Annotated in this window: 24 protein-coding genes and 1 pseudogene; 2 read left to right on the forward strand and 23 right to left on the reverse strand. The window is 45.6% G+C overall.

Translation table 11 applies throughout. The features are described from left to right. Window positions 1–3: 3 nt before the first annotated feature. From AC6H3C_RS10790 to AC6H3C_RS10800, 3 genes are read right to left on the reverse strand one after another with little or no spacing between them, the layout of a single operon-like run. Window positions 4–309, reverse strand: coding sequence for a DUF4133 domain-containing protein (locus AC6H3C_RS10790; RefSeq protein ID WP_497520776.1), 306 nt, complete (start codon window positions 307–309; stop codon window positions 4–6). Further along, entirely contained in the window at window positions 309–623 is a 315-nt protein-coding gene (locus tag AC6H3C_RS10795) for a DUF4134 domain-containing protein (protein WP_497520777.1), read from the reverse strand. The genes AC6H3C_RS10790 and AC6H3C_RS10795 overlap by 1 nt, the downstream gene beginning before the upstream one ends. A gap of 40 nt (window positions 624–663) precedes the next feature. After that, complete coding sequence (locus tag AC6H3C_RS10800; RefSeq protein WP_497520778.1) at window positions 664–1,023, reverse strand: hypothetical protein; 360 nt, start codon at window positions 1,021–1,023, stop codon at window positions 664–666. 242 nt (window positions 1,024–1,265) lie between these two features. Between AC6H3C_RS10800 and AC6H3C_RS10805 the strand changes: the two genes are divergently transcribed. Then, window positions 1,266–1,610 carry a hypothetical protein gene (locus AC6H3C_RS10805; protein WP_497520779.1) on the forward strand — a complete coding sequence of 115 codons (345 nt, stop codon included), beginning with the start codon at window positions 1,266–1,268 and terminating at the stop codon, window positions 1,608–1,610. A 316-nt stretch (window positions 1,611–1,926) separates the two neighbouring features. Here AC6H3C_RS10805 and AC6H3C_RS10810 read toward each other — a convergent pair whose 3' ends face one another. The 5 genes from AC6H3C_RS10810 to AC6H3C_RS10830 form a co-directional block, all read right to left on the reverse strand. Then, the gene (locus AC6H3C_RS10810; protein WP_497520780.1) at window positions 1,927–2,589 is read right to left on the reverse strand and encodes a P-loop NTPase family protein; all 663 of its coding nucleotides are present in this window, start codon (window positions 2,587–2,589) and stop codon (window positions 1,927–1,929) included. After that, window positions 2,576–3,481 carry a hypothetical protein gene (locus AC6H3C_RS10815; protein WP_497520781.1) on the reverse strand — a complete coding sequence of 302 codons (906 nt, stop codon included), beginning with the start codon at window positions 3,479–3,481 and terminating at the stop codon, window positions 2,576–2,578. The genes AC6H3C_RS10810 and AC6H3C_RS10815 overlap by 14 nt, the downstream gene beginning before the upstream one ends. After that, window positions 3,478–3,774 carry a helix-turn-helix domain-containing protein gene (locus AC6H3C_RS10820; RefSeq protein WP_497520782.1) on the reverse strand — a complete coding sequence of 99 codons (297 nt, stop codon included), beginning with the start codon at window positions 3,772–3,774 and terminating at the stop codon, window positions 3,478–3,480. Before AC6H3C_RS10820 ends, AC6H3C_RS10815 begins: the two co-directional genes overlap by 4 nt. Before the next feature lie 726 nt (window positions 3,775–4,500). Beyond that, window positions 4,501–5,352 carry an RteC domain-containing protein gene (locus AC6H3C_RS10825; RefSeq protein ID WP_497520783.1) on the reverse strand — a complete coding sequence of 284 codons (852 nt, stop codon included), beginning with the start codon at window positions 5,350–5,352 and terminating at the stop codon, window positions 4,501–4,503. 727 nt (window positions 5,353–6,079) lie between these two features. Next, complete coding sequence (locus tag AC6H3C_RS10830) at window positions 6,080–6,466, reverse strand: alpha-L-fucosidase (protein ID WP_497520784.1); 387 nt, start codon at window positions 6,464–6,466, stop codon at window positions 6,080–6,082. Window positions 6,467–6,558: 92 nt separating this feature from the next. Between AC6H3C_RS10830 and AC6H3C_RS10835 the strand changes: the two genes are divergently transcribed. Then, complete coding sequence (locus tag AC6H3C_RS10835; RefSeq protein ID WP_497515887.1) at window positions 6,559–7,956, forward strand: IS1380 family transposase; 1,398 nt, start codon at window positions 6,559–6,561, stop codon at window positions 7,954–7,956. A gap of 285 nt (window positions 7,957–8,241) precedes the next feature. On the opposite strand, the gene AC6H3C_RS10840 is transcribed toward AC6H3C_RS10835, so the two are convergent. From AC6H3C_RS10840 to AC6H3C_RS10910, 15 genes and pseudogenes are all read right to left on the reverse strand, one after another. Then, window positions 8,242–9,264 (reverse strand): zinc-binding alcohol dehydrogenase family protein, encoded by a 1,023-nt coding sequence (locus AC6H3C_RS10840; RefSeq protein ID WP_497520785.1) that lies wholly within the window; start codon window positions 9,262–9,264, stop codon window positions 8,242–8,244. 44 nt (window positions 9,265–9,308) lie between these two features. Next, a complete protein-coding gene (locus AC6H3C_RS10845; RefSeq protein ID WP_497520786.1) occupies window positions 9,309–10,136 on the reverse strand; it encodes an amidohydrolase family protein in 828 nt (275 codons plus the stop codon). A 10-nt stretch (window positions 10,137–10,146) separates the two neighbouring features. After that, window positions 10,147–11,223, reverse strand: coding sequence for an aldo/keto reductase (locus tag AC6H3C_RS10850; protein WP_497520787.1), 1,077 nt, complete (start codon window positions 11,221–11,223; stop codon window positions 10,147–10,149). Then, window positions 11,192–11,581, reverse strand: a complete 390-nt coding sequence (locus AC6H3C_RS10855) for an L-rhamnose mutarotase (RefSeq protein WP_497520788.1) — start codon at window positions 11,579–11,581, stop codon at window positions 11,192–11,194. The genes AC6H3C_RS10850 and AC6H3C_RS10855 overlap by 32 nt, the downstream gene beginning before the upstream one ends. Window positions 11,582–11,594: 13 nt before the next feature. Beyond that, window positions 11,595–12,905: an L-fucose:H+ symporter permease gene (gene fucP, locus AC6H3C_RS10860; RefSeq protein WP_497520789.1), complete on the reverse strand. Its 1,311-nt coding sequence runs from the start codon at window positions 12,903–12,905 to the stop codon at window positions 11,595–11,597. Window positions 12,906–12,917: 12 nt separating this feature from the next. After that, a complete protein-coding gene (locus tag AC6H3C_RS10865) occupies window positions 12,918–13,355 on the reverse strand; it encodes a cobalamin B12-binding domain-containing protein (RefSeq protein ID WP_497521263.1) in 438 nt (145 codons plus the stop codon). After that, window positions 13,341–13,445: pseudogene (locus AC6H3C_RS10870) on the reverse strand (B12-binding domain-containing protein); the annotation flags it as partial. The pseudogene AC6H3C_RS10870 and the gene AC6H3C_RS10865, both read right to left, overlap by 15 nt. Window positions 13,446–13,628: 183 nt before the next feature. Then, window positions 13,629–14,801, reverse strand: coding sequence for an MFS transporter (locus tag AC6H3C_RS10875; RefSeq protein ID WP_497520790.1), 1,173 nt, complete (start codon window positions 14,799–14,801; stop codon window positions 13,629–13,631). Between the two features lie 38 nt (window positions 14,802–14,839). After that, window positions 14,840–15,430, reverse strand: a complete 591-nt coding sequence (gene lpcA, locus AC6H3C_RS10880) for a D-sedoheptulose 7-phosphate isomerase (protein ID WP_497520791.1) — start codon at window positions 15,428–15,430, stop codon at window positions 14,840–14,842. 14 nt (window positions 15,431–15,444) lie between these two features. Continuing rightward, window positions 15,445–16,425 carry an ROK family protein gene (locus AC6H3C_RS10885; protein ID WP_497520792.1) on the reverse strand — a complete coding sequence of 327 codons (981 nt, stop codon included), beginning with the start codon at window positions 16,423–16,425 and terminating at the stop codon, window positions 15,445–15,447. Between the two features lie 22 nt (window positions 16,426–16,447). Then, window positions 16,448–17,470: a uroporphyrinogen decarboxylase family protein gene (locus AC6H3C_RS10890; protein ID WP_497520793.1), complete on the reverse strand. Its 1,023-nt coding sequence runs from the start codon at window positions 17,468–17,470 to the stop codon at window positions 16,448–16,450. A 45-nt stretch (window positions 17,471–17,515) separates the two neighbouring features. Then, a complete protein-coding gene (locus tag AC6H3C_RS10895) occupies window positions 17,516–19,411 on the reverse strand; it encodes a hypothetical protein (protein WP_497520794.1) in 1,896 nt (631 codons plus the stop codon). Between the two features lie 49 nt (window positions 19,412–19,460). Further along, window positions 19,461–20,426 carry a phosphotriesterase family protein gene (locus AC6H3C_RS10900; protein ID WP_497520795.1) on the reverse strand — a complete coding sequence of 322 codons (966 nt, stop codon included), beginning with the start codon at window positions 20,424–20,426 and terminating at the stop codon, window positions 19,461–19,463. After that, window positions 20,423–21,823 carry an FAD-dependent oxidoreductase gene (locus tag AC6H3C_RS10905; RefSeq protein ID WP_497520796.1) on the reverse strand — a complete coding sequence of 467 codons (1,401 nt, stop codon included), beginning with the start codon at window positions 21,821–21,823 and terminating at the stop codon, window positions 20,423–20,425. The genes AC6H3C_RS10900 and AC6H3C_RS10905 overlap by 4 nt, the downstream gene beginning before the upstream one ends. Before the next feature lie 27 nt (window positions 21,824–21,850). After that, window positions 21,851–22,639, reverse strand: coding sequence for a sugar isomerase domain-containing protein (locus tag AC6H3C_RS10910; RefSeq protein ID WP_497520797.1), 789 nt, complete (start codon window positions 22,637–22,639; stop codon window positions 21,851–21,853). Between the last annotated feature and the right edge of the window lie 38 nt (window positions 22,640–22,677).

The following is a 22,677-nucleotide window of genomic DNA, read 5'->3' on the forward strand; positions in this document are numbered from 1 at the left end:
TCTTCAATTGGAAAATGTTTGAGGGATTCGTCGTTTGCAGCTGATAAACTGTGGTAGTTTTCTGGCGGTTTGTTTCTTGCCCCATCCTTCGGGTCCGTACTTTTTCTGGATGGTGTTTAGTCGGTACAGGTATCCGAAAAAAGCAGGGACTCCCATAAATACTGCAGGGAAAACACCGGCCAGAATGTAAAGCGCAGAGAACAGCAGGAAGGTTGCAATAATACCATACAGGGCCCGGAAAACCAAAGGGCCGGAAAGCCCTTTGATGTACAACCGGGTATCCACCTTTTTAATTGGATAGCTTTGCATTACACAAAGAATGCTTTGATCACCACGCCAACCAGGATCAGGAATAAGCAGGCCCCGAACCAGCCCATAATGGCTTTCTGGGTGTCCTGGTCGCCGCTTTGCCACTTTATATACACACGTACGCCGCCGATCAAACCGACGACAGCGCCGATGGCAATAATCAGGTTAGAAACCGGATCGACATACGAACTGACTTCGGCAGTGGCCTGGTCAATACCGGCGGCAGATTGGGCCATCGTTTGGGCAATACCCAGAATGAGCAATGCAACAAAGGCTTGCGCCCGTTGGAAAAAACACTGAACTCTTGTTTTCATGGGACTTTGAGTTTTTAAAGAATGAATAATTGAGATTGATTTATGACTGAACCTGGACTTTCTCCAGGATTTTTGGCAGTTCCGGGTGACCGGGTTTGGAAAAAGCGTCGATGGAATAACCGTCATCAATCCCTGTTTCTTCATAAAGCGAAGCTGGCAGGGCAATGTCTTCTGAAAGCCGGACAGGGATTAATTCGGATGGATAATCTTTTGAGGAGACCACAATAGGTTGAAGGGATTCGTCAAGAACAGGGGTAAACGAATCGTCTTCAAAAAGTGTCTTCCGTTTGCCTTTTTGCCGGACAAAAGCCAAAAGGATAACTGACAGGTACCACAAAAGCAGGATTGAAAGGATAAAACCTGAAAATTGTCCCCAGCTGATTTGATCGATTCCAAACATGGTTTTTCGTTTTAATTAAAAATTGTATGATCTCGGTTCAGTAGTCGGGCCTGATCACCGTGCAAAAATGGGATAGGGAAAATTGGTAAAAGCCAACGTTGACCCGGACTCCGGGTATGTTTTTTTTTAACATGCCCGCAACTATCCGACTATAATCTAGTTCGTTATGGATTGATTTGATTGGAAAAGTTCCCGGGAAAGTGATTTTTCAATAAATTCTGACAGGGTTTATTTCAATTTGATTGGAAAAAAATATTTCGAAAAGAAAAAGAAAAAACAGTCAAAAAAATAAAAAGAAAGCCGGAAAGGTGACGGACGGGGCGAATGTGCAAGGCTGGACCGCGAAACCAAAACAAAAACCGATAAGAATGATTCACAAAATGCTTAAAAAAGCGGGACACTTGCTTTGGCCTTGCGCGTTTTTTGATGCCATGGTTGCGGGGAGTCCGGCTAACTTGGCTTTTCTTTTTGATTTTGACACGATTGGTTACCTTACTTGTTCAGGAATAGTGAACCTGTCAGAAGTTATTGGAATGCGGGCGGGGGAAGGCATGTGTAGCCTGTTAATGAAGCGAAGCCAAAGTTAACCGGGCTACTCTTGCCGCGCGGTGCAACCCGGCTTATGAGTGAAACGAGCTGACCTGAACGACCGGTTCCGGTGAGTGCAGCGAACGGGATCAGGGAGCGATTAAGCGAAGTGAAGCGAATGTGCCGGGGCATTGGGGTATACTTATCAAACAGGAAAGTGTCCGTTTTTAAGGTGTTTGAAGGGTTAGTCAGGCGATAGGCTGGCGCCTGAAACTTACCGGCAACGGACTCTTTCCACTTCTGACCGAGGCTTGTAAGCGAAAGTGCGGAGCAACCGGAGTGAACAGGCCGCAGGTTGCCCTCAGTAAAGATTTTTTAGCGTCTTTTGTCTTTGGATTCCCGGTCAAAAGCCACCAAATTAAACATCTCGCGCATCCGGCTACGGATACGGTTACCGTAAATGGATTCCAGTTCGGAGGCTGAAAGATTGGTGGTAATGTGGGTCATCATCCGTTTGGAAACAAACAGATCGTAGCGGGCAAGGAGAATTTCAGCCATCACGTTGCAATCGTTTCCGTAATATTTGGGGGTTTGTTCAAGTCCCAGATCGTCAAAACAATAGGCTTTGGGTAGAAACCTTTCGCCGTACCTGAAGAATGAACCTTTACTGTAAAGGTTTATCACGGAGAATCCGTCTTTCTCGAATTCAAAGCTGATCTCCCGCGTGGGCTTGATCTGGTACTGTGTTTCCCTGGGAAAGAAATAGCTGATCAGCTTCAATAAGCATGATTTTCCACAACCGACTGGCCCACAGGCAAGTAATCCTTTCTGAAGACTAATCCCGTGCCGTTCTGCGTTTTCCTTATCGCCAATGGCATAAACCAACAGTTTGTAGATCAATTCCAAATCGTCCGGGTAAATGGCGAAATGGTCCCCAAACAGGATTTTGCCGTGTTCTTCCATCCATTGCACACTGGTTGAAAAGCTGAAATTGAATATTCCACCCTTGAAATCGGCAATCTGCTCATAAGGGTTCATCGTAATTTTTGTTGACCGTGACACTGAGCTGGCCGGTCCTGTTTTGATTATGTTTTCGTTCATCTGCTTTATTGTTTTGATTGTTTTCGATCCATTTCCGGGCAAGGGCCTGCCAGGAAACAATGGCTTTCATATCCCCGGTTTTCCAGCCGGTTAACTGGTAACGGGTGTAAAACTTTTGCGCTTCACCGGGTGATGACCGGTTCTGTTCAAAAAAGTTTCTGACGGTTTCAATCCCCGGGATTTGAATTTTGGGTTCACCATCTCTTTTTCTGATTTCTTCTTCTGAAACTTTTTCTTTTGAATTTCTTTTTGAAGATTCTTCTTTTAGTTTATTCTTCTTTGTAATGTTTATAAGAAGTGTATCACTTGCTGTATCAGTTCCGGTATCAGATTCAATACCGGCAGGTTCATTTATACCGGTGGCTGTGCTTCTTCCGGTATCATTTTCGGTACCGGTAATGATACCGGTATCACTTGTCGTATCAGTTCCGGTATCACATCTGATACCAGTATCGCCTGTCGTATCAGCTCCGGTATCACTTTTAAGATTACCTGAAGTACCGGTATCGGTTGCTGTATTTCCTGCGGTATCGCTTCCCATATCAAATCTGATACAGGCAACTTTGCTTCCTGAATGCAAATTGGAAGAAGGTTGGTAAGTAATATAGCCCCATTCTGCCAATTCTTTCATACAGCGGGCGTATGTATTGGCAGACCCGATCCGGGCCAGTTGCATCACTTCCGTCCGGGAAATGGTAAACTGGTCGCTGAACCGGTTGGCGTTCCAATGCTGAAACAGGGCAAAGTACAGGCTGATGTGATAGGAAGACAGGTGATCATCTTCTGCCAAACGTTCAAAAAATCCGTTCAGATGCCGGATGTAATTCATCGCCGGGCAGAAAAGCTAAAACGATCCTTTTGCTTGTTGGATTCCAGGATTTTCTGGATTTCGCCGGAATCATAAAACAGTATCCCGCCCATTTTTGTAAACGGGATGGTTCCGTTGATCCGCATATTTTGAAGTGTTCCGGGAGAAATACCCAGCATTTTACGGACTTCATAGGATTTTAACCATTTTTTTGCGGGTTGTCCCTGGCGCTCGTCAAACAGTTTTTTCAGTTCGGAAAATAATTCGAGCTTGAATTCCCGAAGGTCGTCGGTAGTGATAATTTCTGAAGGCATAACTTTTAATTTTGAATGGTTCATTTTAACATGTCCCAAAATTGAAGCCTTCATTTGAGTTCCAAACCAACGTTGACCCGGACTCCGGTCTGATTTTTTTACAACTCAGACGCTGTTTTTTTGATTCAGGAATGAATTGTAAAAAATCTTATCTTTTTTGTGAATCTTCATTTACAAAATATTCAGCCCTTCGTAATGCAATGCATGTCCTGTGGTGGGAACGGAGTTGCTCAAGTTCCTGTCCTGGAAGGGAGTTTAAAAGCATGATTTGTTTTTGAGGGTTATTGAGTTGATAGGCCTGGATAAACGGGCAATCAGAAACCGTTTCTCCGAACGGGCACCGGAGAAATGCGCTTACCAGATCGGCATTTCTATTGTTTTTTTCAGTTTGATACATTTCTTTATTTATATGTTTTGGACAGGAGATCGTCAAATACCCGGGCACAAAAAGAAACGTGAACTGCACGTTATTCGTACCAGAGGTATCGTCAAACACCCACACCACAAATAAGCACAGCCCACGCCATACGGGGGCCGTTCACTTATATTCCTGTGGTGTATTGATTTGACGATTTTCCGGTACAAGAATAAAAGCCAACGCTTTTATAATTTTAATATGTCCTTATTTTCTAAACACTCTACATGATCTTTTTAAATTTGAATTGTTAGATTATTTTCAATAGGTTGTATTCCTGTTTATAATTTCGGTTTATATCCTTTTTGTTCTCATTTCTCATCGCTTTCGTCCATCCTTTTGATCAAACATTTTTTCATCAGGTCCAGGAAACTTGTACGATTGGCGCGCTCTTTCATCTCGGAAAACGTATGGTAAAACCTGGGGAGTTTGATGTTAAAGAAAATCTCGTAACCTTTAACCAGGTCTATGATTTCCACTTTCCCGTTATTAATGGCGCCCGTGTCGCGGACCCCGTAGATCATTTCCACCAGGTCGGTTTTACTTCCGGTCCACTTGAAATTGAGTTTTGCCTGTTTTAACAATTTTTGCAGTTCAGCGGCCCTGCCAAGCTCTTCCAATTGCTTGATTTCAGTTTTGCAGTGCACAATGATTTTTTCATTGGCCATTATAGCCGCCAATGTGTAATCATGGCTTGTTGAAAACAACGGGTCCACAACAAAATGATGCGCATTCAGGCAATTAATCGTTTTTGTCCTGACAAAACACTTCTCGTCGAAATGTGTTGACCCGCTACGGTAATACCGGTAGGATTCCGGGTTTTCATTGAAGAATCGCTGCGCTTGTGTGATCATCTTTTTTAAATATTTCTTTTGGGCCCTCGCCGTTGTCACCGGCCGCCGGGTTTCGATTTCAAATAGCTTGGAGAAGTACAGGTATTCTCCAAGAACATACGGCTTGGTTACTTTAAAAAAATGGACTTCTTCTTCCTTCGATTTAAAGTCATGGCTGTTGATGTATTCTCTCAATTCCAAAAGTGCGGAAGAACAGAACCCAATGGCTTTTTCTATAACCAGCAGGTCGCTGGTCCCGTCATAACCAAGCTCCTGTAAATTGTTCTTCAGTACTTCAACTATTTGTTCCGGGGTGTAGTTATTGTTCATGGCAAACCAAATCTTAGCCTATTCGACTTAAATGCATTATCCTGTCAAGAGCGGATTTAACCTCAAAATAATAGATAAACCCCTGTATTTTGTTGCAAAATGTCCAGCTGAACATCCGGTACAAAACGACCGTGCATTGACCGATGAAATATTCCATTCTATCCGGAGATTTTCCGGGAATTTCCGTTCTTCCGGATAATTCATTTTTCAAATCACAAACGATTTTATTAATTGTTTCCATAAATCAAATTAAACAGTTAATAGTTGGGCCTTAGTTTAAGGCCGGTTAATATTTTAAACCCATCCACCGGATTTTGTAACCGCTCAATTTTTTATTTTCTCTATGTTATCATCTTAATAAAGAATTTTACTGAAAACTTTAAATTACGTTTAAACCCGGGAGCATCGAAACACTCCCGGGCAATCCTCCTTTTCTCTTTACCAAACGGAAGATTTACTTGAACCAAAACCAAACAATGTCTGTTTAAAAATTCATTGCCCGCTTTTCGCATGATAGTTTTATGAAAGCGGGTAGATTCACATTTAAAATGATATCCACAAACAGTTTTCTTTCTCATTTGATCCCAATTTATTTACCTTATCTGCCTCCCCTGAATCACAGAGATTTAATTTCTTTAAAAGCCTTGCTATTGAGTCTCTATTTTAAATACCGAAGCCACTAAATCGTATACAGTAGAACGCAAACTGATCGATAAACCTTTGTCTGTCAAATTCCATTTAAGTTCCTGATTGTAGCCCAGACCTCAGCGTAAAAGTACTCGGCTTTAAACATCGGAACAAAATCGTGATATCCAAAAACAGATGGGTCACCATAAGTATCTACATGGTGCTGATATTCTTTCCAGCTTTTAAAATGCATCCAACGTAGGTACCACTCATCTCCATATGCAGGAACAGAATACACTCCCCAATGAAAATATATGCCCAGCTTGGCATCTTTAAACCATTCCGGAGCCTCGTTGTGCTTTGACAACGATTCCCAGTTTTCTTGATAGGGTTCCTGGATTTCTTTTTTGAAAGAGGCATTTCTACATCCTGCTATTGACAAAAAAAGAACTCCCACAAAAATGACAACAATTGTTTTAAGCGACATTAGTTTATCCTGAATAATTCACAAAAACGAAGAAAAGCTCACGAAAATTAAAGATAAATTACTATCTTACAGCGTCTTACAACCGTATTTCCATGAGCTCTTCAGAAAATAAAATTACCGAAAAAACTCTGGACAAGCAAACAGACGTTGCAATTTGCCAGGGAAAACTCTTCGATTTACAACCAATTGACAATAAGCGTATTGAGGTAAGTTTTACTGCATCTGAGATTTCTTCAGATGGTGGTTTGCTGTTGGTCAAAGATATCGAGAGCCGGATTGGCATCATCAAGTCGCTGGTTACTTGTATTGAGGACACCCGGCATCAAAGCTATGTTGACCACTCTTTGGAAGAGATTGCTGCACAGCGGGTATATCAGATTGTTGCTGGATATGAAGATGCCAATGATTGCAATACCTTGCGCGATGACACGATCCTGAAAATGAGTGTTGGACGTTTGCCCATGACAGGGAATGCCTTGGCATCTCAATCAACTATGACCCGTTTTGAGAACACCCCAAGAGCCAGTGAACTGTACAACATCGCGTATGCCTTTGCCAATAAGTTTATTGAATCCTACCCTTCGGAACCTCCTGTGATTATTATCGATTGCGATGACACCAACATTGATACCCACGGGGGGCAGCAGTTAACCCTGTTCAATAACTATTACGGAGAGTATTGCTACATGCCCCTTCACATTTATGAAGGCTTGTCGGGAAAACTGATTACCACCATACTCAAACCAGGCAGGCGCAGCAAAAGTGCCAATGTTTTTGGGATACTCAAAAGGCTTGTTGCCCATTTGCGCAAATCGTGGAAAAATACGGTGATCATTGTTCGGGGCGACAGCCACTTTTGCAGCAAAGAGTTGATGGACTGGTGCGTTGGACAACCCAATATCCATTTTATAACTGGCTTGACCGGAAACAGCGTATTGAATTCGAGTGTTGAAACTCTTGTAAAGAGTTGCGAAAATGAATTTGCCAGATATGCCAAACCCATAAAGCGTTATCACTCATTTGGCTACAAAGCGGGTAGTTGGGAAAACCAGCAACGCGTGATTGTTAAAATCGAAGTGACAAGCAAAGGATCCAATATTCGTTTTATTGTAACCGACCTTTGGGAATACCGGACAAAGGCACTTTACGAACAAGGGTACTGCGGACGGGGCAGGATGGAACTCAATATCAAAGACCACAAAAACTACCTGCAATCAGGCCGGATGTCGTGCAATAGCTTTTATGCCAATCAGTTCAGGTTATTCTTGCATTCAGCCGCTTATGTGCTGATGCACTCGTTGCAGGAGAACATGCTAAAAACAAAGGGGTTGGCAGCTGTTACGATGAAGACATTACGTGAAAGGTTCATTAAAATTGCTGCCCAGGTTAGACAAATGAAGACAAAAATAAAAGTGGAATTTCCAGCTTCATGCCCGCAAGCCAAACTGCTTGAGAATTACTTCCTCGAAATCGGACAGTTGCGCCGTTAGCAACAACCCAACTATATTCAAAAATACATATTAATCAGGCACTTGCAAAGCACAAGATAAAATACCTATGTTCTGTGAAGAAAATACACACAATTTTTGGTCTAAAACTAAACAGGCCAACCTCTAAAATGACCAATCGAAAACAATCGCAGACAACAAATTTTCTTTTCAGCATATGGGTTATTAAATCCCACGGCTGAAAAAATCAAATATTCACCTTTTTAAAGTTTATGAATTATTCAGGTTATAATTTAATTGATTTATAACGTTATTTAGGATCAAAATTTATTTTAAAAACTTCACCAAAATTTTTAAGATTTCCCCTGTATTTTGAGACCAGTCCCGCATCGCCTCCGGCGCCTCCTCAGGTTTTACAACTTTGGAGATCAATATACGTTCATCGAGATGACTGTTCTTCAGGTATTTGATTACTGATTCAAAATCAGAAGGATTGGCGTTTCGCGAGCCCATAATTTCCAGTTCCTTTTGCACCCAAAGTTTGGTAGGAAAAAGGACTTCGTCTTTTGCATAGCCAATACAAACAACTCTTCCGCCAAAAGCAACCTCGTCAATTGCAGCTTTATAAGTCACGGGGCTTCCTGCTGCTTCAATGACCACAGACGGGCCATTGCCGTTTGTCAGCTTCTCAAGCTTCTCGTGAAACTTTTCAAGTTTTGAATTGATAACGTGGTGTGCACCCAGCTTTTTTGCAGTTTCCAGCTTTGCATCATCAATATCGGCTGCGATCACTGTGGCTCCGCGCAGACTTGCCCTGACAATGGCCCCGCTCCCGATCATGCCGCAACCAAAAACCAAAACCGTATCCAGGTCAGTTACTTTTCCATTGTCCACAGCGTGAAAACCAACCGTCAACGGTTCAACCAGCACCAACTGAAAGTCAGAAAGTTCGTCGTCAACCAAAACTTTTTGCCACGGAACGGCAAGATATTCCAACATCGCCCCATCACGCTGAACTCCCAAGGTTTGGTTATAACGACAAGCATTAAACTTTTTTTGCTTACACGATGTGCATTGCCCACAATTGGTATAAGGGATGACTGTCGCTTTTTGCCCGACTTTATATTGATTGGGAACATCACTCCCAACTTTTTCTACTACTGCCGAAATTTCGTGACCCAGAACTCTTGGGTACTGAACCAGGGGGTTTTTGCCCAGGTAGGTGTTTAAATCTGAACCGCAAAATCCAACATAAATGATTTTTAACAACACATCTCCGTTTCCCGGATTCGGTAGTTTCCGGTCCACCAAACTCATCACCCCGGGTTCTTTTATTTCTATTGCTTTCATTTTTGCCTGATATTTTTCGTTTGTTTTCCGATACTTGATAATTATTATAGATTGTAAATTTGGCTTGCAGTTTTTGCAAACACCTGCTCCTGCTCAAAAACGCTGAGCCCGGATACGATTTTTTTCACCAATTTGAGCCATTCAATATAACCGATAGCCACTAAACAAACCGGCCAGTCTGAGCCGAACAGCAAACGCGATGGGCTAAATGCTTCCAAAACGACATCGAAATACGGTTGAAGCTGTTCTTCTGTCCAGCTTTTGTAATCGGCCTCCGTGACCATTCCGCTGATTTTGCAGCTCACATTTTCACGCTTTGCGAGTTCCTTGATATTCTTTTTCCAAACGGCAATTTCATTAATTTCTATCTTTGGTTTTGCAATATGATCCAATACAAATTGCTGATTGGGATGCCGATCAACAAAGCGAATGGTGTTGGGCAATTGATGTTCAAAGATCAGAATATCATACGCTAAACTGTAATTTTTCAGTAACGATATCCCGTGGTTAAATTGTTTACCCAAAATAAACTCCGGGTCAGGCTCTCCCTGAACAACGTGACGGACCGCTTTTAGGCTCTTGCTTTGACTATATTGATCCAGGGTTTCCCGAATACATTCACTGGCAAGCGGAACCCACCCGACAACCCCTTTGATAAATTCATTTTCTGAGGCCAGTGACAACAGCCAATCCGTCTCTTCGGTCATTTGCCGCGCCTGGACCGAAACGACCCCATCAACTCCGTCATTGGATAATTCCGTTGCCAAGTCAACAGGCAAAAAGCTTTTCCGAATGGAAGACATGCTATCGTCTATCCAACTGTATTCAACCGGGTCGTAGTTCCAAAAATGGTGGTGTGAGTCAATGATCATATCAAAAGAATTAGACGTATGGATATTCCTGATCGATAATCCCCTCCTTTTTGAGCGCTTCCCAGAATTCAGCGGGAAATTCCGCTGCAAGAACCTGCATATTGTGCGCCATTCGCTTGGGTTTGCTCGGATTCAGGGCAACCGCGTTAATCTGTGGAGCAGACAACGCAAATTTCAGACAAGCATCGCCGGGTGGAAGATGAAACTTGCCGCACAAAGCAAAAAACTTTTCGCGCCATGTAAACAAGTGCCTGTCTCCCGGATTTTCAGGAGAAGTAGATCGGTAGTCGAAATAGTCGCCACCTGTTAGAAAACCTGCATTAAAAATTGCAGAGTTGATTATACCAACGCCATCCTTTGCTAATTGGCTCATAAAATCAATGATCTTTTTAGGATGATGATAGATGGTGAATTTATTGGCAAACATAACCCAGTCAAATTTTATCTGATTATACAGGAATTGAATCACCAGCCAGTCTTTCGAACCTATACCAACAGCTTTTACCTCTCCTTTCTCTTTTAACTCAAATAATGCCCGGTAAGCGTCGAGAATATCTATCATTCGTTTTGCTCGCTCATCCGAGTTGGAAGAAGCCGCTAAATACTCGTCCGGATCGTGCACTGAAACCAGAGCCGGTTTGTATTTTCCACCAAGTAATTCACAGCCTTGTTCCCAACACTCCAGAATCCCGTTATAACTGATTTTCTGAACGGCATCATATTTTAAGTTTGCCCAGGCACCAGGCTCAAAAGTTGGTTCTGCTGTCTCAAGCAGTACCCGGTACCACCCAAGTTTATTGCTAATGGTAATTTGCCCGGGTTCAATCCCCAGTTTCTCCAATCCCCAACCGATCACCTCCAGCGCGAGCCCGGCTCCATACTTTCCGGCGCTGTCAATCAGTACATGCCCGTCACTTACTTTAAACCATTCGTTCATTATTGCCAGCTTTTCATCTTCTGAAAGCTCCCGGTACAAATTACCGAGGAAGCTAGTCCCGTAAATTATTGGGGGACAGGAAATGCCCGTTTTTCCGAGTAGACCGGCCCTTTTCTTGCTAACACTCTTTTTGTTGCCCGTCGTTTGCATCGAACACCTCCTTTTGATCCATTTCGTAAATACGTTCCATTAACGGCCACTTCTCATTTGCAGTCGCTTCTTTGGTGGTCACCTGAAAACGTGCCACGTACGCCTCCCATTCGCTTTGCTGTGGTTTGGTTGCAAGCTCCGTCATGGCCTGGTCATGATTAAAATCCGCTACCGTATCCATGATCATAAATAATCGATTTCCATGAATATAGATCTCCAAATCCAAAATGCCGACTTCTTTCATTCCCCGGGTAATTTCAGGCCAGGCAGCACCTGGGGCATGCACTTTTTTATATGCTTCGATTAGTGCCGGATCGTTCTCAAGCAGAAGCGTTTTACAATATCTTTTAAATCTCATTCTTACGATGTGTTTAATGTGAAACAAAAATGGGACCTGTCGCTTCATAGAGTTCTCCTGAAGGTTTTGAACCCACATAGGAATAATACAGAACAAACAGATAAGAAAATAATGGGACAATCATTGCCATTGCCATACTCGATGTTTTATCAGCGATCAATCCCATAATTGGCGTCCAGATAGCTCCGCCTATAATCGCCATAATAATCACGGAACCACCCAACTTTGTATTTGGGCCGAGGCCTTTTACCCCTAATGCGAAAATGGTTGGGAACATCAGCGACATAAAAAAGCTGGTCAGTAAAATAGACCAAACTCCAATCCATCCGGGGAACAAAATTCCAATGCCAACCAAAGTTATGTTGGCCAACGAGTAAAGTCCCATCAGGTTGCCAGGTTTCATGTATTTCATCAGAAATGTTGCACTGAAACGACCAACCATAAAAGCAGCAAGTGTTCCGGTAAGCATTCCTCCGGCAAATTTCTCGGAAAGACCGGTATTGTCTTTTACATACTGAATAAAGAAGCTCCAGGTCCCTACCTGCGCTCCCACATAAAAGAACTGTGCGATAACTCCTTTGTACCAGTGCGGATATTGCAGAAGTTTTCTGAAACTTCCCGATTCAGGTTGTCCTCTTTTTGTTTCATTTTTTGGGAATTTTGCCCTCATTATCAGGAATGCAATAAGAAGGACGACACATCCGATGACAATATAAGGAGGTCCTACCCGAAGGGTTTCTTCCTTTAAATATGCGTGATATGCTCCCGCCACTTTCATGGCTTCAATTTGTTCTCCCGACAGTTCTTTCCCAGAAAAAATAAAGATAGTCCCAATGACAACTCCTAGCATTGAACCAATCGGATTAAATGCCTGGGCAAGGTTTAGCCGCCGTTCAGAGGTTGCCGGGTCGCCCAGAACAGAAATAAATGAGTTCGCCCCTGTTTCGAGGAATGCCAAACCGCAGGCAATAATAAAAAGTGATTCCAAAAAGAAGTAGTATTTACCGGAAATGGCCGCCGGATAAAATAGAAACGAACCAACTGCAAAAAGCAATAAGCCGGTAATTAGCCCGATTTTGTATCCGAAACGCTCCATTACCAGGGCTGCAGGGATAGCCAGTAAAAAGTATCCCATATAAAAGGCTGACTGAACTAATCCTGCCTGCAGTCTGGACAATTCAAATGATTTCATGAATTGGGCAATCAGAATATCGTTCAAATTGTTCGGCATTGCCCATAAGAAGAAAAGGCTTGTAACCAAAATAAATGTTAACAGGTATCCCGGTTCAATCAGTCGTGATTTGGGTTTATTTTTTGGCCTCATAAACGTTTAAATTTATTTATCGATATCTTTTGAAATATTCCTGTTTAAAAAATCCACCACTCCCTGCGGGTCTGGCGAATAATGATCTGCTCCTATTTTTTTACAGAATTCATCATTTACCGGTGCGCCTCCAATGGTCACCAGAGTCCCCTGTAAAGAGAATTTTATGTCCTGTGTGATCTTCTCCATATTGACCATGGTCGTGGTCAGCAAAGCTGACAGCCCAACAACAGCTCCCGGATTTTCTTTTACTGCTACAATAAACTTTTCAGAGCGAACATCGGTTCCCAGATCAATCACTTTGTACCCGTTTCCTTCAACCATCATGCCTATCAGGTTTTTTCCAATATCGTGGAGGTCGCCCAGTACGGTACCTATAATGAATGTTCCTTTCTGCTTTGCAGCCCCTGATGCAAAATGTGGTTTCAGATGGATCATGGCTGTACCCATAGCTTTGGCCGACATCAGTACCTGAGGGACAAGCACCTGATTGGAGCGAAACTTAATGCCAACTCGTTCCATTCCCGGCATTAATCCACTGGTTAGAACATCTTATGGGCTTACCCCCGCTCCCAATGCCTGCGATGTCAGTTCATCTGCCCCCTCCTGTCCCTTCATTTGTGGAGGAAATGGTGATGCCACATTGATCTTCCCGTACTCAATACATTCTGATAGTCTCTGTAATAATTTCTGTTCCAATCCTCTTTTTATAATTTCGTTCAACTATTTCCTGTCCTTCTGCACTTGTTGGACTGATTTAACCATCAGCGAATTTCCCAGCAGATAAACCATGCAAAAGCCCAAGACCAGCATTGCGGCGGTCATCCCCAAATTGTCGGAGACAATGCCCATTATCAGTGAAATGATGGCGCCGCCAATCACGCCCATCATCATTAGCCCTGATATTTCGTTCCGGTACGCGGGCTTGTGTATCAATGCCAGGGAGAAGATGATCGAAAAAACATTGGCCACAGCCAAACCCATCAGGAAAATCCCCACGTAAACGCCTAATAACATGGGGACCAGAAGCGTGAAAGCCAGAGAAGCCAGTGATAAAACAACTGTCAGCCTGTAAAATTTGATTGTCTCAACGCGCGACAAAAGAAAGCCACCCAAAAAAGCCCCGGCCGTTTTGGCCGCAAAATACAGGCTGATGCCCAGGCCTGCTTCTTCGAGCGGGATGTTCCCCTTAAACATCAGGTATTTTGGAATCGAGACATTCAACCCCACATCAATGCCCACCACAAGCAGGATGCCCACGAAAAAACCAAATATCCGTTTGTCTCCCAACAGGTTCAAGCTATCCATAAACGAGCCCTTTGCCCTTACCGATGCGGTTTCCGTAATATTGACCGAATTCAGCCAGATTGCTGCCAGCACGGATATGCCCCCGAACAACGGGAAAAGGTACCGCCAGTTGCCCAGGTAAAGAACTGCGCCACCTGCCAGCACCGGCCCCAGGAACGAAGAAATGGATTTGACAAACTGGCCAAAGGTAAGGCTGCTGGCCAGCTTCGTGTCTGGTACTATATCGCCTACCAATGGGTTCAACGATACCTGGAGCATGGTATTCCCGATGCCGAGCAAAGCCAAAGCCAGCAGCACAGTAACAAAAGTGTAGGAGACGACCGGGACAAAAAGGGCGACCGAGGTAACCAGGATACTGAGCAACACCGTTTTCCTGCGTCCCATTTTGCCCATCAGCAAGCCGGTGGGTATAGATAACAGCACGAACCAGATGTACACCATCATCAGCACCAGGTTGGCAATGGTGTCGCTCAACTGGAAATCCTGTTTGATGTAGTTCGAGGCAATCCCGACCACATCGACAAAACCCATGACGAAGAAGCCAAACATCACCGGAAGCACGTGGTTGATATTAATTTTCTTTTGCATAACGCTTGTTTCCTTTTAGTTGTTAGTTAATATTTATTTCACTGTTTTAGTTGTTCGGCCATGCCAAGCTCGATGTAGTTTACCAGCGAATGGATGACCTTGATATGGATTTCCTGAACGCGGTCGGAATACCCGTTATGTGGCGCCCGGATTTCAACATCGCACAATGAGGCCATCTCGCCGCCGGATTTCCCGGTAAGCCCGACGACTTTCATCCCAATCCGTTTGGCCGAACCAATGGCATTGGCCACATTCCGGGAATTCCCGCTGGTACTGATGGCAAGCAGCACGTCGCCGGGTTTGCCCAGCGCTTCTACCGTGCGCGAAAAAATGTAATCGTAACCAAAATCGTTGGCCACGCAGGTGATGTGCGACGGGTCGCTGATGGCCAGCGCCGGTAAAGGCATCCGGTTTTGCTGGAACCTTCCGGTCAGTTCTTCGGCAAAGTGCATGGCATCGCATAACGATCCCCCGTTGCCGCAGGCAATAATTTTGTTTCCTGACTTCAAAGCCTGGACCATCAATTCGCCTGCACTTTCCAGTTTTTTCCAGGTTTGAGGGTCGGATGCGAAACGGGCCAGTACCTCTTGTGCCTCCCGAAAATTCTCTTTGATTTGTTCGATTATCATTTTATCCTGATTTTTTAGATGAGTTGATTGGCGGCCACCGAAAGGGAGGCCATGTCGCCGATTTGTTCGTCGAGTTCGGCCGGTACAATGCGGCAAACTTTCTGCGCCAATGGCAATGCTTCGTCCTGCAACGACTTTTCGAGGGATGCTGTTAGCAAGTGCCCGGCACGCACAAAAATACTCCCTATGACAACGCGCTCCGGGTTCAAAATGTCCATCAATACCGAAATACCTTTACCCAGATAAGTTCCGCAGATGCCATAAACCTCAAGGGCCAGGGGGTCTCCGCTGTTGGCCGCATCAGCGACAACCTGGGCGGTAATGGCATGTAATTCCTGAGGCCCTTCGCACCACTGAACTTTCCCGCCCATCTGGAATCTTTCCATCACTTTCAGCCTGGCAAGCTGCGCTATTCCGCCACCGCTGCAAAACCCCTCGAATGATCCGGATTTGCCGTAACCCACAGGGCCAAAGTTGTCGAGACGGATATGGCCTACCTCGCCGGCATTGTCGTTGGTTCCGGCATAAAGCCTTCCGTCCAGGATTAGCCCGGCGCCAAGCCCGGTGCCAAAGGTCAGGAAGATCATGTTCCTGGTTCCGCGTCCTGCACCGAACTTCCATTCGGCCAGGGCACAGGCATTGGCATCGTTCTGAATCGCTGTGGGTATCGCATATTTTTCAACAAACAGTTTTACGATCGGGATTTCGTCCCAGCCCGGGAGGTTCGGGGGCGAAAGGATCACTCCCTTGACACTGTCCAGCGGGCCTCCGCAACTAATCCCGACCGAAGCCACGGTTTGAATACCTATTTGATTCGACTGGAGCAAATCCTCCATCTCCTGCTGCAACCTTTCGATCATCTGGTAAGGATCAGGATAATCTTTGGTCGGGACTACCTTTTTGCCAATGACTGTTGGTTGTCCTTTCTCGTCGATCTGGCCAAGTATTACAGCACATTTGGTGCCACCCAGATCAATGCCAATTAGTGTTGTCATAATGCTTGTGTTTGAATACTTGTTATTTATTCTGTTGAAATACTATTGGCGCATTGCAAAAAGCCGCAAAAGTTTCATCGGGCGTCCCTCCCGGAATCTCACATCCGGCGCTCAGCATGTACCGCGAACCTTCGGCAAGTTTCAGGCATTCCATCGCCTTTTTCTCGCAACTTTCGGGCGAGGCCGCTAATATGTCGGCAACAGGATCGAGGTTCCCTTTGTAGCACAAGCGGTTCTTCTCATAGGTTTGCCGGGCTTCGGATAAATCGACCAGATGGTCAACGTTAAACAGGTCGGCGCCCGATTTTACCATGCTTTCGAGCAGATGGGACGTGTTGCCGCAGATGTGCAATTTAACCAGCCCTCCCCTTTCGTGGATGGCAGAACATACCCTTTGTTCGTAGGGCAGGGCAAATTCATCGTACAATTCCTTCGACACCAGCGACGCAGCAGCATCTCCGGCCCCGATCATGGGGGCGCCTGCTTCCAGTTGCCGCAAACTGAACCCGATCACAATCCCGGTTAAAAACGACAGGATTTGGTGGGCCAGCGGCGGGTTTTCGATCAGGATCATCATAAATTCAGAAACCCCGCAAACAGAGCAGGCTTCGGCAAACGGCATATCGACCCACCCGAGTACCATACATTCGTCGCCCGCGCCTTTTACCATTTCGCGCACCCCTTTGATCCGGTCGCCCATCCGCGATTGGGGGTGGTCAAAATCCGGCATCTTCAGGCGTTTGAAATCTGCCTCGTCCCTAACCAGCGGAGTGACCGAATGGGGCGGGTTATCCTCGGGGTAAACCATGTCGGCGCCCAGGTCGGCTGTAATCCGGAAAGCGTCGGAACAGGCTGTAATGACATCAATATTAAACTTCTGCCTGATATTGAGTTGAGCCTCGGCCATGGCAATCCCGTCGGTTGCAAAGGTTTTATAAGTAATTCCCAGTCTCTTCTGGGCAAAAAACATCAGTAAAGGAAATACGGGGACCCTGTCAACGGCGCTGCCATGCAACATCCCCAAGAACCGTTCTTTGCTGTTCATATCTTACGTGTAAGTATTAAAATTTCAGATTAAAGTAGCGCCGAACTATTGGGTTACAGGTTCGAACTTAACAATTGAATTGATTGCATCGAACAGTTTACCGTCTGCTTTGCCTTCATCGTTGAGCTTGCGCCATATCGAATAAATGGCAATGTTCCAGCCCATGTTCGGCTTCCAGAGATCGCCGTTTTTGGTATTGATGCATTCAAAGGTTGTCCCGCCGTTTTTGAACTCCATCGAAATGCGCCAGATTAGCTGTTCTTCGGCTTCTTTTACCCCGTGCAGGTATGAGTCGATAAGAAAAAGGTTGTCGTACAAAAACCACGACCCGCCCGAAACATAAGTTCCTTCTTCTCCTTTACTTGCCCTTGAAGCATAACCGGGGATATCGTACATTTCTTTGGGCAGATAGCTCCCGTCTGACATGCTTATATTTTTAAAGCCATACTGGGTTTTGTTGTATTTTATCATGTTGTCGTAGTGGAGCCTGACACTCGGATCGTCGAGCAAGGGTTTATTGAAATAGATTTGGGCAATCAGATCGGGAACCAACGGGTCGGGCCCAAACGTCTGGCTTTTCTTTTTGCTGATGGGGTAAAACCCTTTTTGCGAATTAAACAACTGCTGATAGTTTTTTACCGCCAGGCCCGGATCGGTGGTTGTTTTCAGGCCCATTTCCTTTGCAGCCGTTAAGGCCAACGCAAACAGCCCCTGGTTATAGGCAATTACGTCGTCGGATTCGAAGGCAATTAAATCGGCCCAATATTGAAAGTCGTGGGTTTCCCTGGCCGGATCGTAGGGATAATAACATCCGTTTTTTGATTTTTTTTCTATAGCATCCAGATAAACCTGTACTTTGGGCAAATCCACATCGTATCCGTTCTTGTAACTTCTGTAAGCCCAGATAACAACAAACAAGGGGTACTCGGCATACATATTCAGCACATCCAACTCATTTTTAAGGCACTGGTTATCCGAATCAGGGGCAAGCATGGTCGAAATCCAGAAGGCATCGCGGCAATACTGGGTATTGGCGTATTCGATGGAAGGAACAACCCAGAATTTGCTTTTTCCTGTTTCGTTGACCCGAAGGTTCATGTAGGCGGTTGAATAGGCAAGTGTCCCAAAGGCATCGTTGTACTTCCCTCCTGAAAAATGATAGGCTGCATATTGGTTGGTTTTCTGGCGAAGCCCGGCCAAATCACCGGCTTTGGCAGTAAAAAGGACCCCCTCAAAAGTATGCGCCTGCTCTTTGCTTATTTCATGATAATATGCTTTTACGATCCCGCGGGGCACTATTTCCTTTTTCACGCTTACTTTTTTGCGGGTGGTATCGGGCGACTGGCCATTGTCGAATGTTGGCTCGTTGATATCGTAAATGTCTGGTTTCAGCCCGGGAGTCTGGCCGTTATCACCCGACGAAAGTTTCACATATTTTTCTTCCAGGTTGAAGCTTTGGCTGGTAAAGTTATTATACAATGCCGGCGAGCCTGACAATGCAACGGTGAACGACCCCGAATCCTTCAGCGCTACCATCGGCATCCCCTGTTCGGCAATTTTTTTAACAAGCCAGGCATTGGGATCATGCGGGCTTTGCCGGTATATTTCCGTGTTTTCCACGGGGCCGCTAAACATGAAAGGCGTTTGCTTTTCATACTTCCCTTTCAAAGAAAAAAAACAGTTTTGCGGCCCGTTGGCCGAAATGGCCGTGGCTTTGAAAACGCTGTAAGGCCCTTTGGGTTCAAGGCTGAACGAAACCTGTATATCGCCAAGCTGGCCATTGTAGGTAAACGTTTCAGTAATTTCAGGAGGAAGCTTGACAAGCTCGGTTTCCTTGCCATCAGGCTGTTCCAGTATTAACGACCAGCTAACCCGGTTATCGTCGGGCATGTTGCACGAAAACAACAGAAAAATTAAGGAGAGAAAAAAAATTGGTTTCATAAGTTATGATTTAAATTGATTTTGATATTAACCTGATGATAAAGGTATTTTATTGAAGACCGGTTATAAACGCATACAGTTTTTGCGGGTTGGCAAAAAACAGTTTCCCGAAATATCCGTCCAAGCCTCTTGCTTTCAGTTCCTGCTTAAATTCGTTTACCAAATAAGCCAACCCGGGCTTTCCTCCATACGATTTCCAATAAGTGTTTTTGGCCATGTCCATGCCAATTACAATACGGTCGGGATAATCGGGCAACAGGCTTTCCAGCAAACGGTAAACCCGGTCGTCGCCTTTTGCCATGAAACGGAAATGGCTGTCGTACTCCACATAAACGCCGGTCTGCATCAGGTCGCGATGAAAAGCCAAATCCTGCTGCTTATCAACGTGCGAAATAACCAGATGATTCAGGTCGGCTCCCAGTTTCAGGAACAACTCAACCTGCTCCATCGCCAGGTTGCCGCCATTGGTATGGGTCAGAATGGGCACCCCGGTTTCGCGGTGGGCATTGACCACGGCTTCAAATATTTTGTGCTGATGTCCTGTAATTTTTTCATCGTCAGTAGCCAGTTTGATCATCCCGGCCTTGTGGGATGTTCGTTTTACAACCGGGCAGCAGTAGTCATATTCATCAATACCTTCGGTGATATCACTAATGAAGAGTTTGGTCATTTCGTCAACTGACAAATGATAACGCCAATGATTGGGTGGATAATAGATTTCAAGATGGATTCCCGTCGGAACAATAATATTTACGCCTGATTTTTCAGAAACTTCGGCCAGCTTGAGGACATTTCTGCCGCAGGCGGCGGGCATGGTATCCACCATCGTCCGGCCCCCCAACCGGTACAGTTCTTTCAGTTCGGCACTGATCCGGGCCGTGTCGTTCAGGATAAATGCCGGATTGGCCAATGTGGGAAAGCTTTCCTCAATAACGATATGTTCGTGCGAGTAGGTCAACCCCATTTTTTCAGGAGAAATGTCGCCCAATACGGTTCTTACAAATGGTTTTTTCATGGTTTCCCAATATTTTTACTTCTGCTGAAATTATTCTTCCAACCCATTCTCGATGTGTCGGCTACTGAATCGGGCGCTTCAAGTATTTGCCCCAACCTGACGAGATTGTCTCTCAACATGGCAACATCAACATCTTTGGCATCACAATCTGTTTTTAACGATTGAACGGCGGCCAACCCGGCAGCCTGCCCCATGCTCATGGTCTGCGCCATCGACCGGCACGAGGCATGTGCATCGTGCGTGGCCGAGAAACAACGGCCTGCGACCCAAGTCATACTGCTGCCTGCCGGAACCAAAGTTCCGTAGGGAACTCCGTAAATTCCTGCTCCCGGAATATATTCCCAGTAGGTTTCATCCTGACCGTCTTTACCTTTGCGGTGGTCTTCAATGGGGGCGCCACAAAGCAACACCGAAGTTTCCGGGATTTTTCCTGAAAGGCATTCTTCTTTGGTCAGCCGGTGCAGGCCGTAAACCCTGCGGGTTTCGCGTACCCCGATCTGGTGCGACAAGCCAATGATTTTTGAATCTTCGTATCCCGGAACCCGGTCACGAAAAAACCGTTCGTACTCGAAAGCCTGTTTCCGCCCTTCGATTTCGGCCTGGGTCAGTTCATCAATTTTCAGCGCGCTGAGATCGGAAACTTTTACCGCAACCGTTGAAATGCAACCAATCTGGCACATTTCGTGGGCCGAACCTTCTTTCCGTGGCAACAAATGGGTTTGTTTTTCAAAAGCGTCGGTCATTCGTTCTTTCATCATTTTATTGCCGCCGGCACTTTCAAATTTTTGCTGATCGACATTGCACATTCTGAAAGTCGTTGTCATGCTTTGCGCCGGTTCGTTTTCACCGGCCAATTCAAACCGGTAACCTGCCAAAGCACAGAAATCGGCGTCGCCGCTGGCATCGATCACCCTGCGGGCTTTGACCTGATAGAACCCTGACTTATTCCAGAAAATGCAGCTTATCCGTTCTTTTTCCTCCCTGACAACATCAACCAGCGAGGTGTGCAACAGGTAATTGATCCCGGCTTCGGTGATCAGCTTGTCCCACACCTGTTTTAGCCGTTCGGGGTTGTAATTCACTCCCGTACCGGCGCCGTAGGTATTGGGCCGCAAGAAGATGTCGCCGGTTTGGTCCAGTTCGTCCACCACCCGGTCGGGCAGTCCGCCAACAATCTTTTTGGGGCTTGTGCCGGGAGTAAAAAAGCCGTAAAAAGTATCCAGCATTTGGGTGGACGTGCCACCCGGAAAACCATACCGCTCGACCAGCATCACCGAATAGCGGCTCTCGCGGGCAGCGGCCAGGGCAGCCAGGCAACCAGCCGAACCGGCGCCAATAACCAGCACATGGGGTTCGGCCAGCAGCGGAATATTCTTCGTATTGAAAATCGTTGTCATCTTCGGCGCTTAAATTTGGTAGTCCGGTTATTCTGATGATTTTCCCACGTTCTCGAACAAGCGGGTAAGCCGGTGTGCATGTTCATCGTAAGCGCCCTCGAACAGGGAGACTGCCCGTTCTTCGCCTACCACCACCGCTCCGCTTAAAACTTTCGGGGGTTGGCCTGCAGCAGTCAACAATGCGGCCAGTTCGGCTTTAATGCAATTGATCAGCAGGGTTCCGCCCACCGTAGAGCCGGGGGCAACCGGCGTATCCAAGCCCGGAACATACACCATGGCATCGCCAACAGGGGCGCCGGTATCTAAAATCAAATCGGAGAAATCGCCTAGTTTTTTGCCGTCGCTACGCTTGCTGGTCGATTTTTCTGAATGTTTTTTCGAAATGATCGAAACCACTTTGATCTTCTTCTGCCGGAAGAGTTCGGCTATCTCGATGGGCACCACGTTGCAGCCGCTCGACGAAATAATCAGGGCCGTGTCCACTTCTTTCAGGTCGAAGTTGCGAAGGATACGGTCGGCCAGTCCGCTCACGTTTTCAAGGAACATGGCCTGCCTTTGCCCGTTGGCCCCAACAACCAGGTTATGAAAGGTAAGCGACAGTTCGACAATGGGGTTGAAACCCGGGAAAGACCCGTAGCGCGGCCACATTTCTTCGACCAGGATGCGGCTGTGGCCACTGCCAAAAATGTGCACCATTCGTCCGGCCAGTATGGTTTCGGCAAACAGTTGTGCCGCTTGCCTGATCAGTATTTGCTGCGCTTTTACCGTTTCCAGTATTTCAGCAGACTTCTGTAAATAAGTTTCTGTGATGTTCATGTATTATTTTTTTTGTTGTGAGAAGTTCTACCAGTTCC

It is taken from the genome of Gaoshiqia sp. US2 (assembly GCF_059705485.1).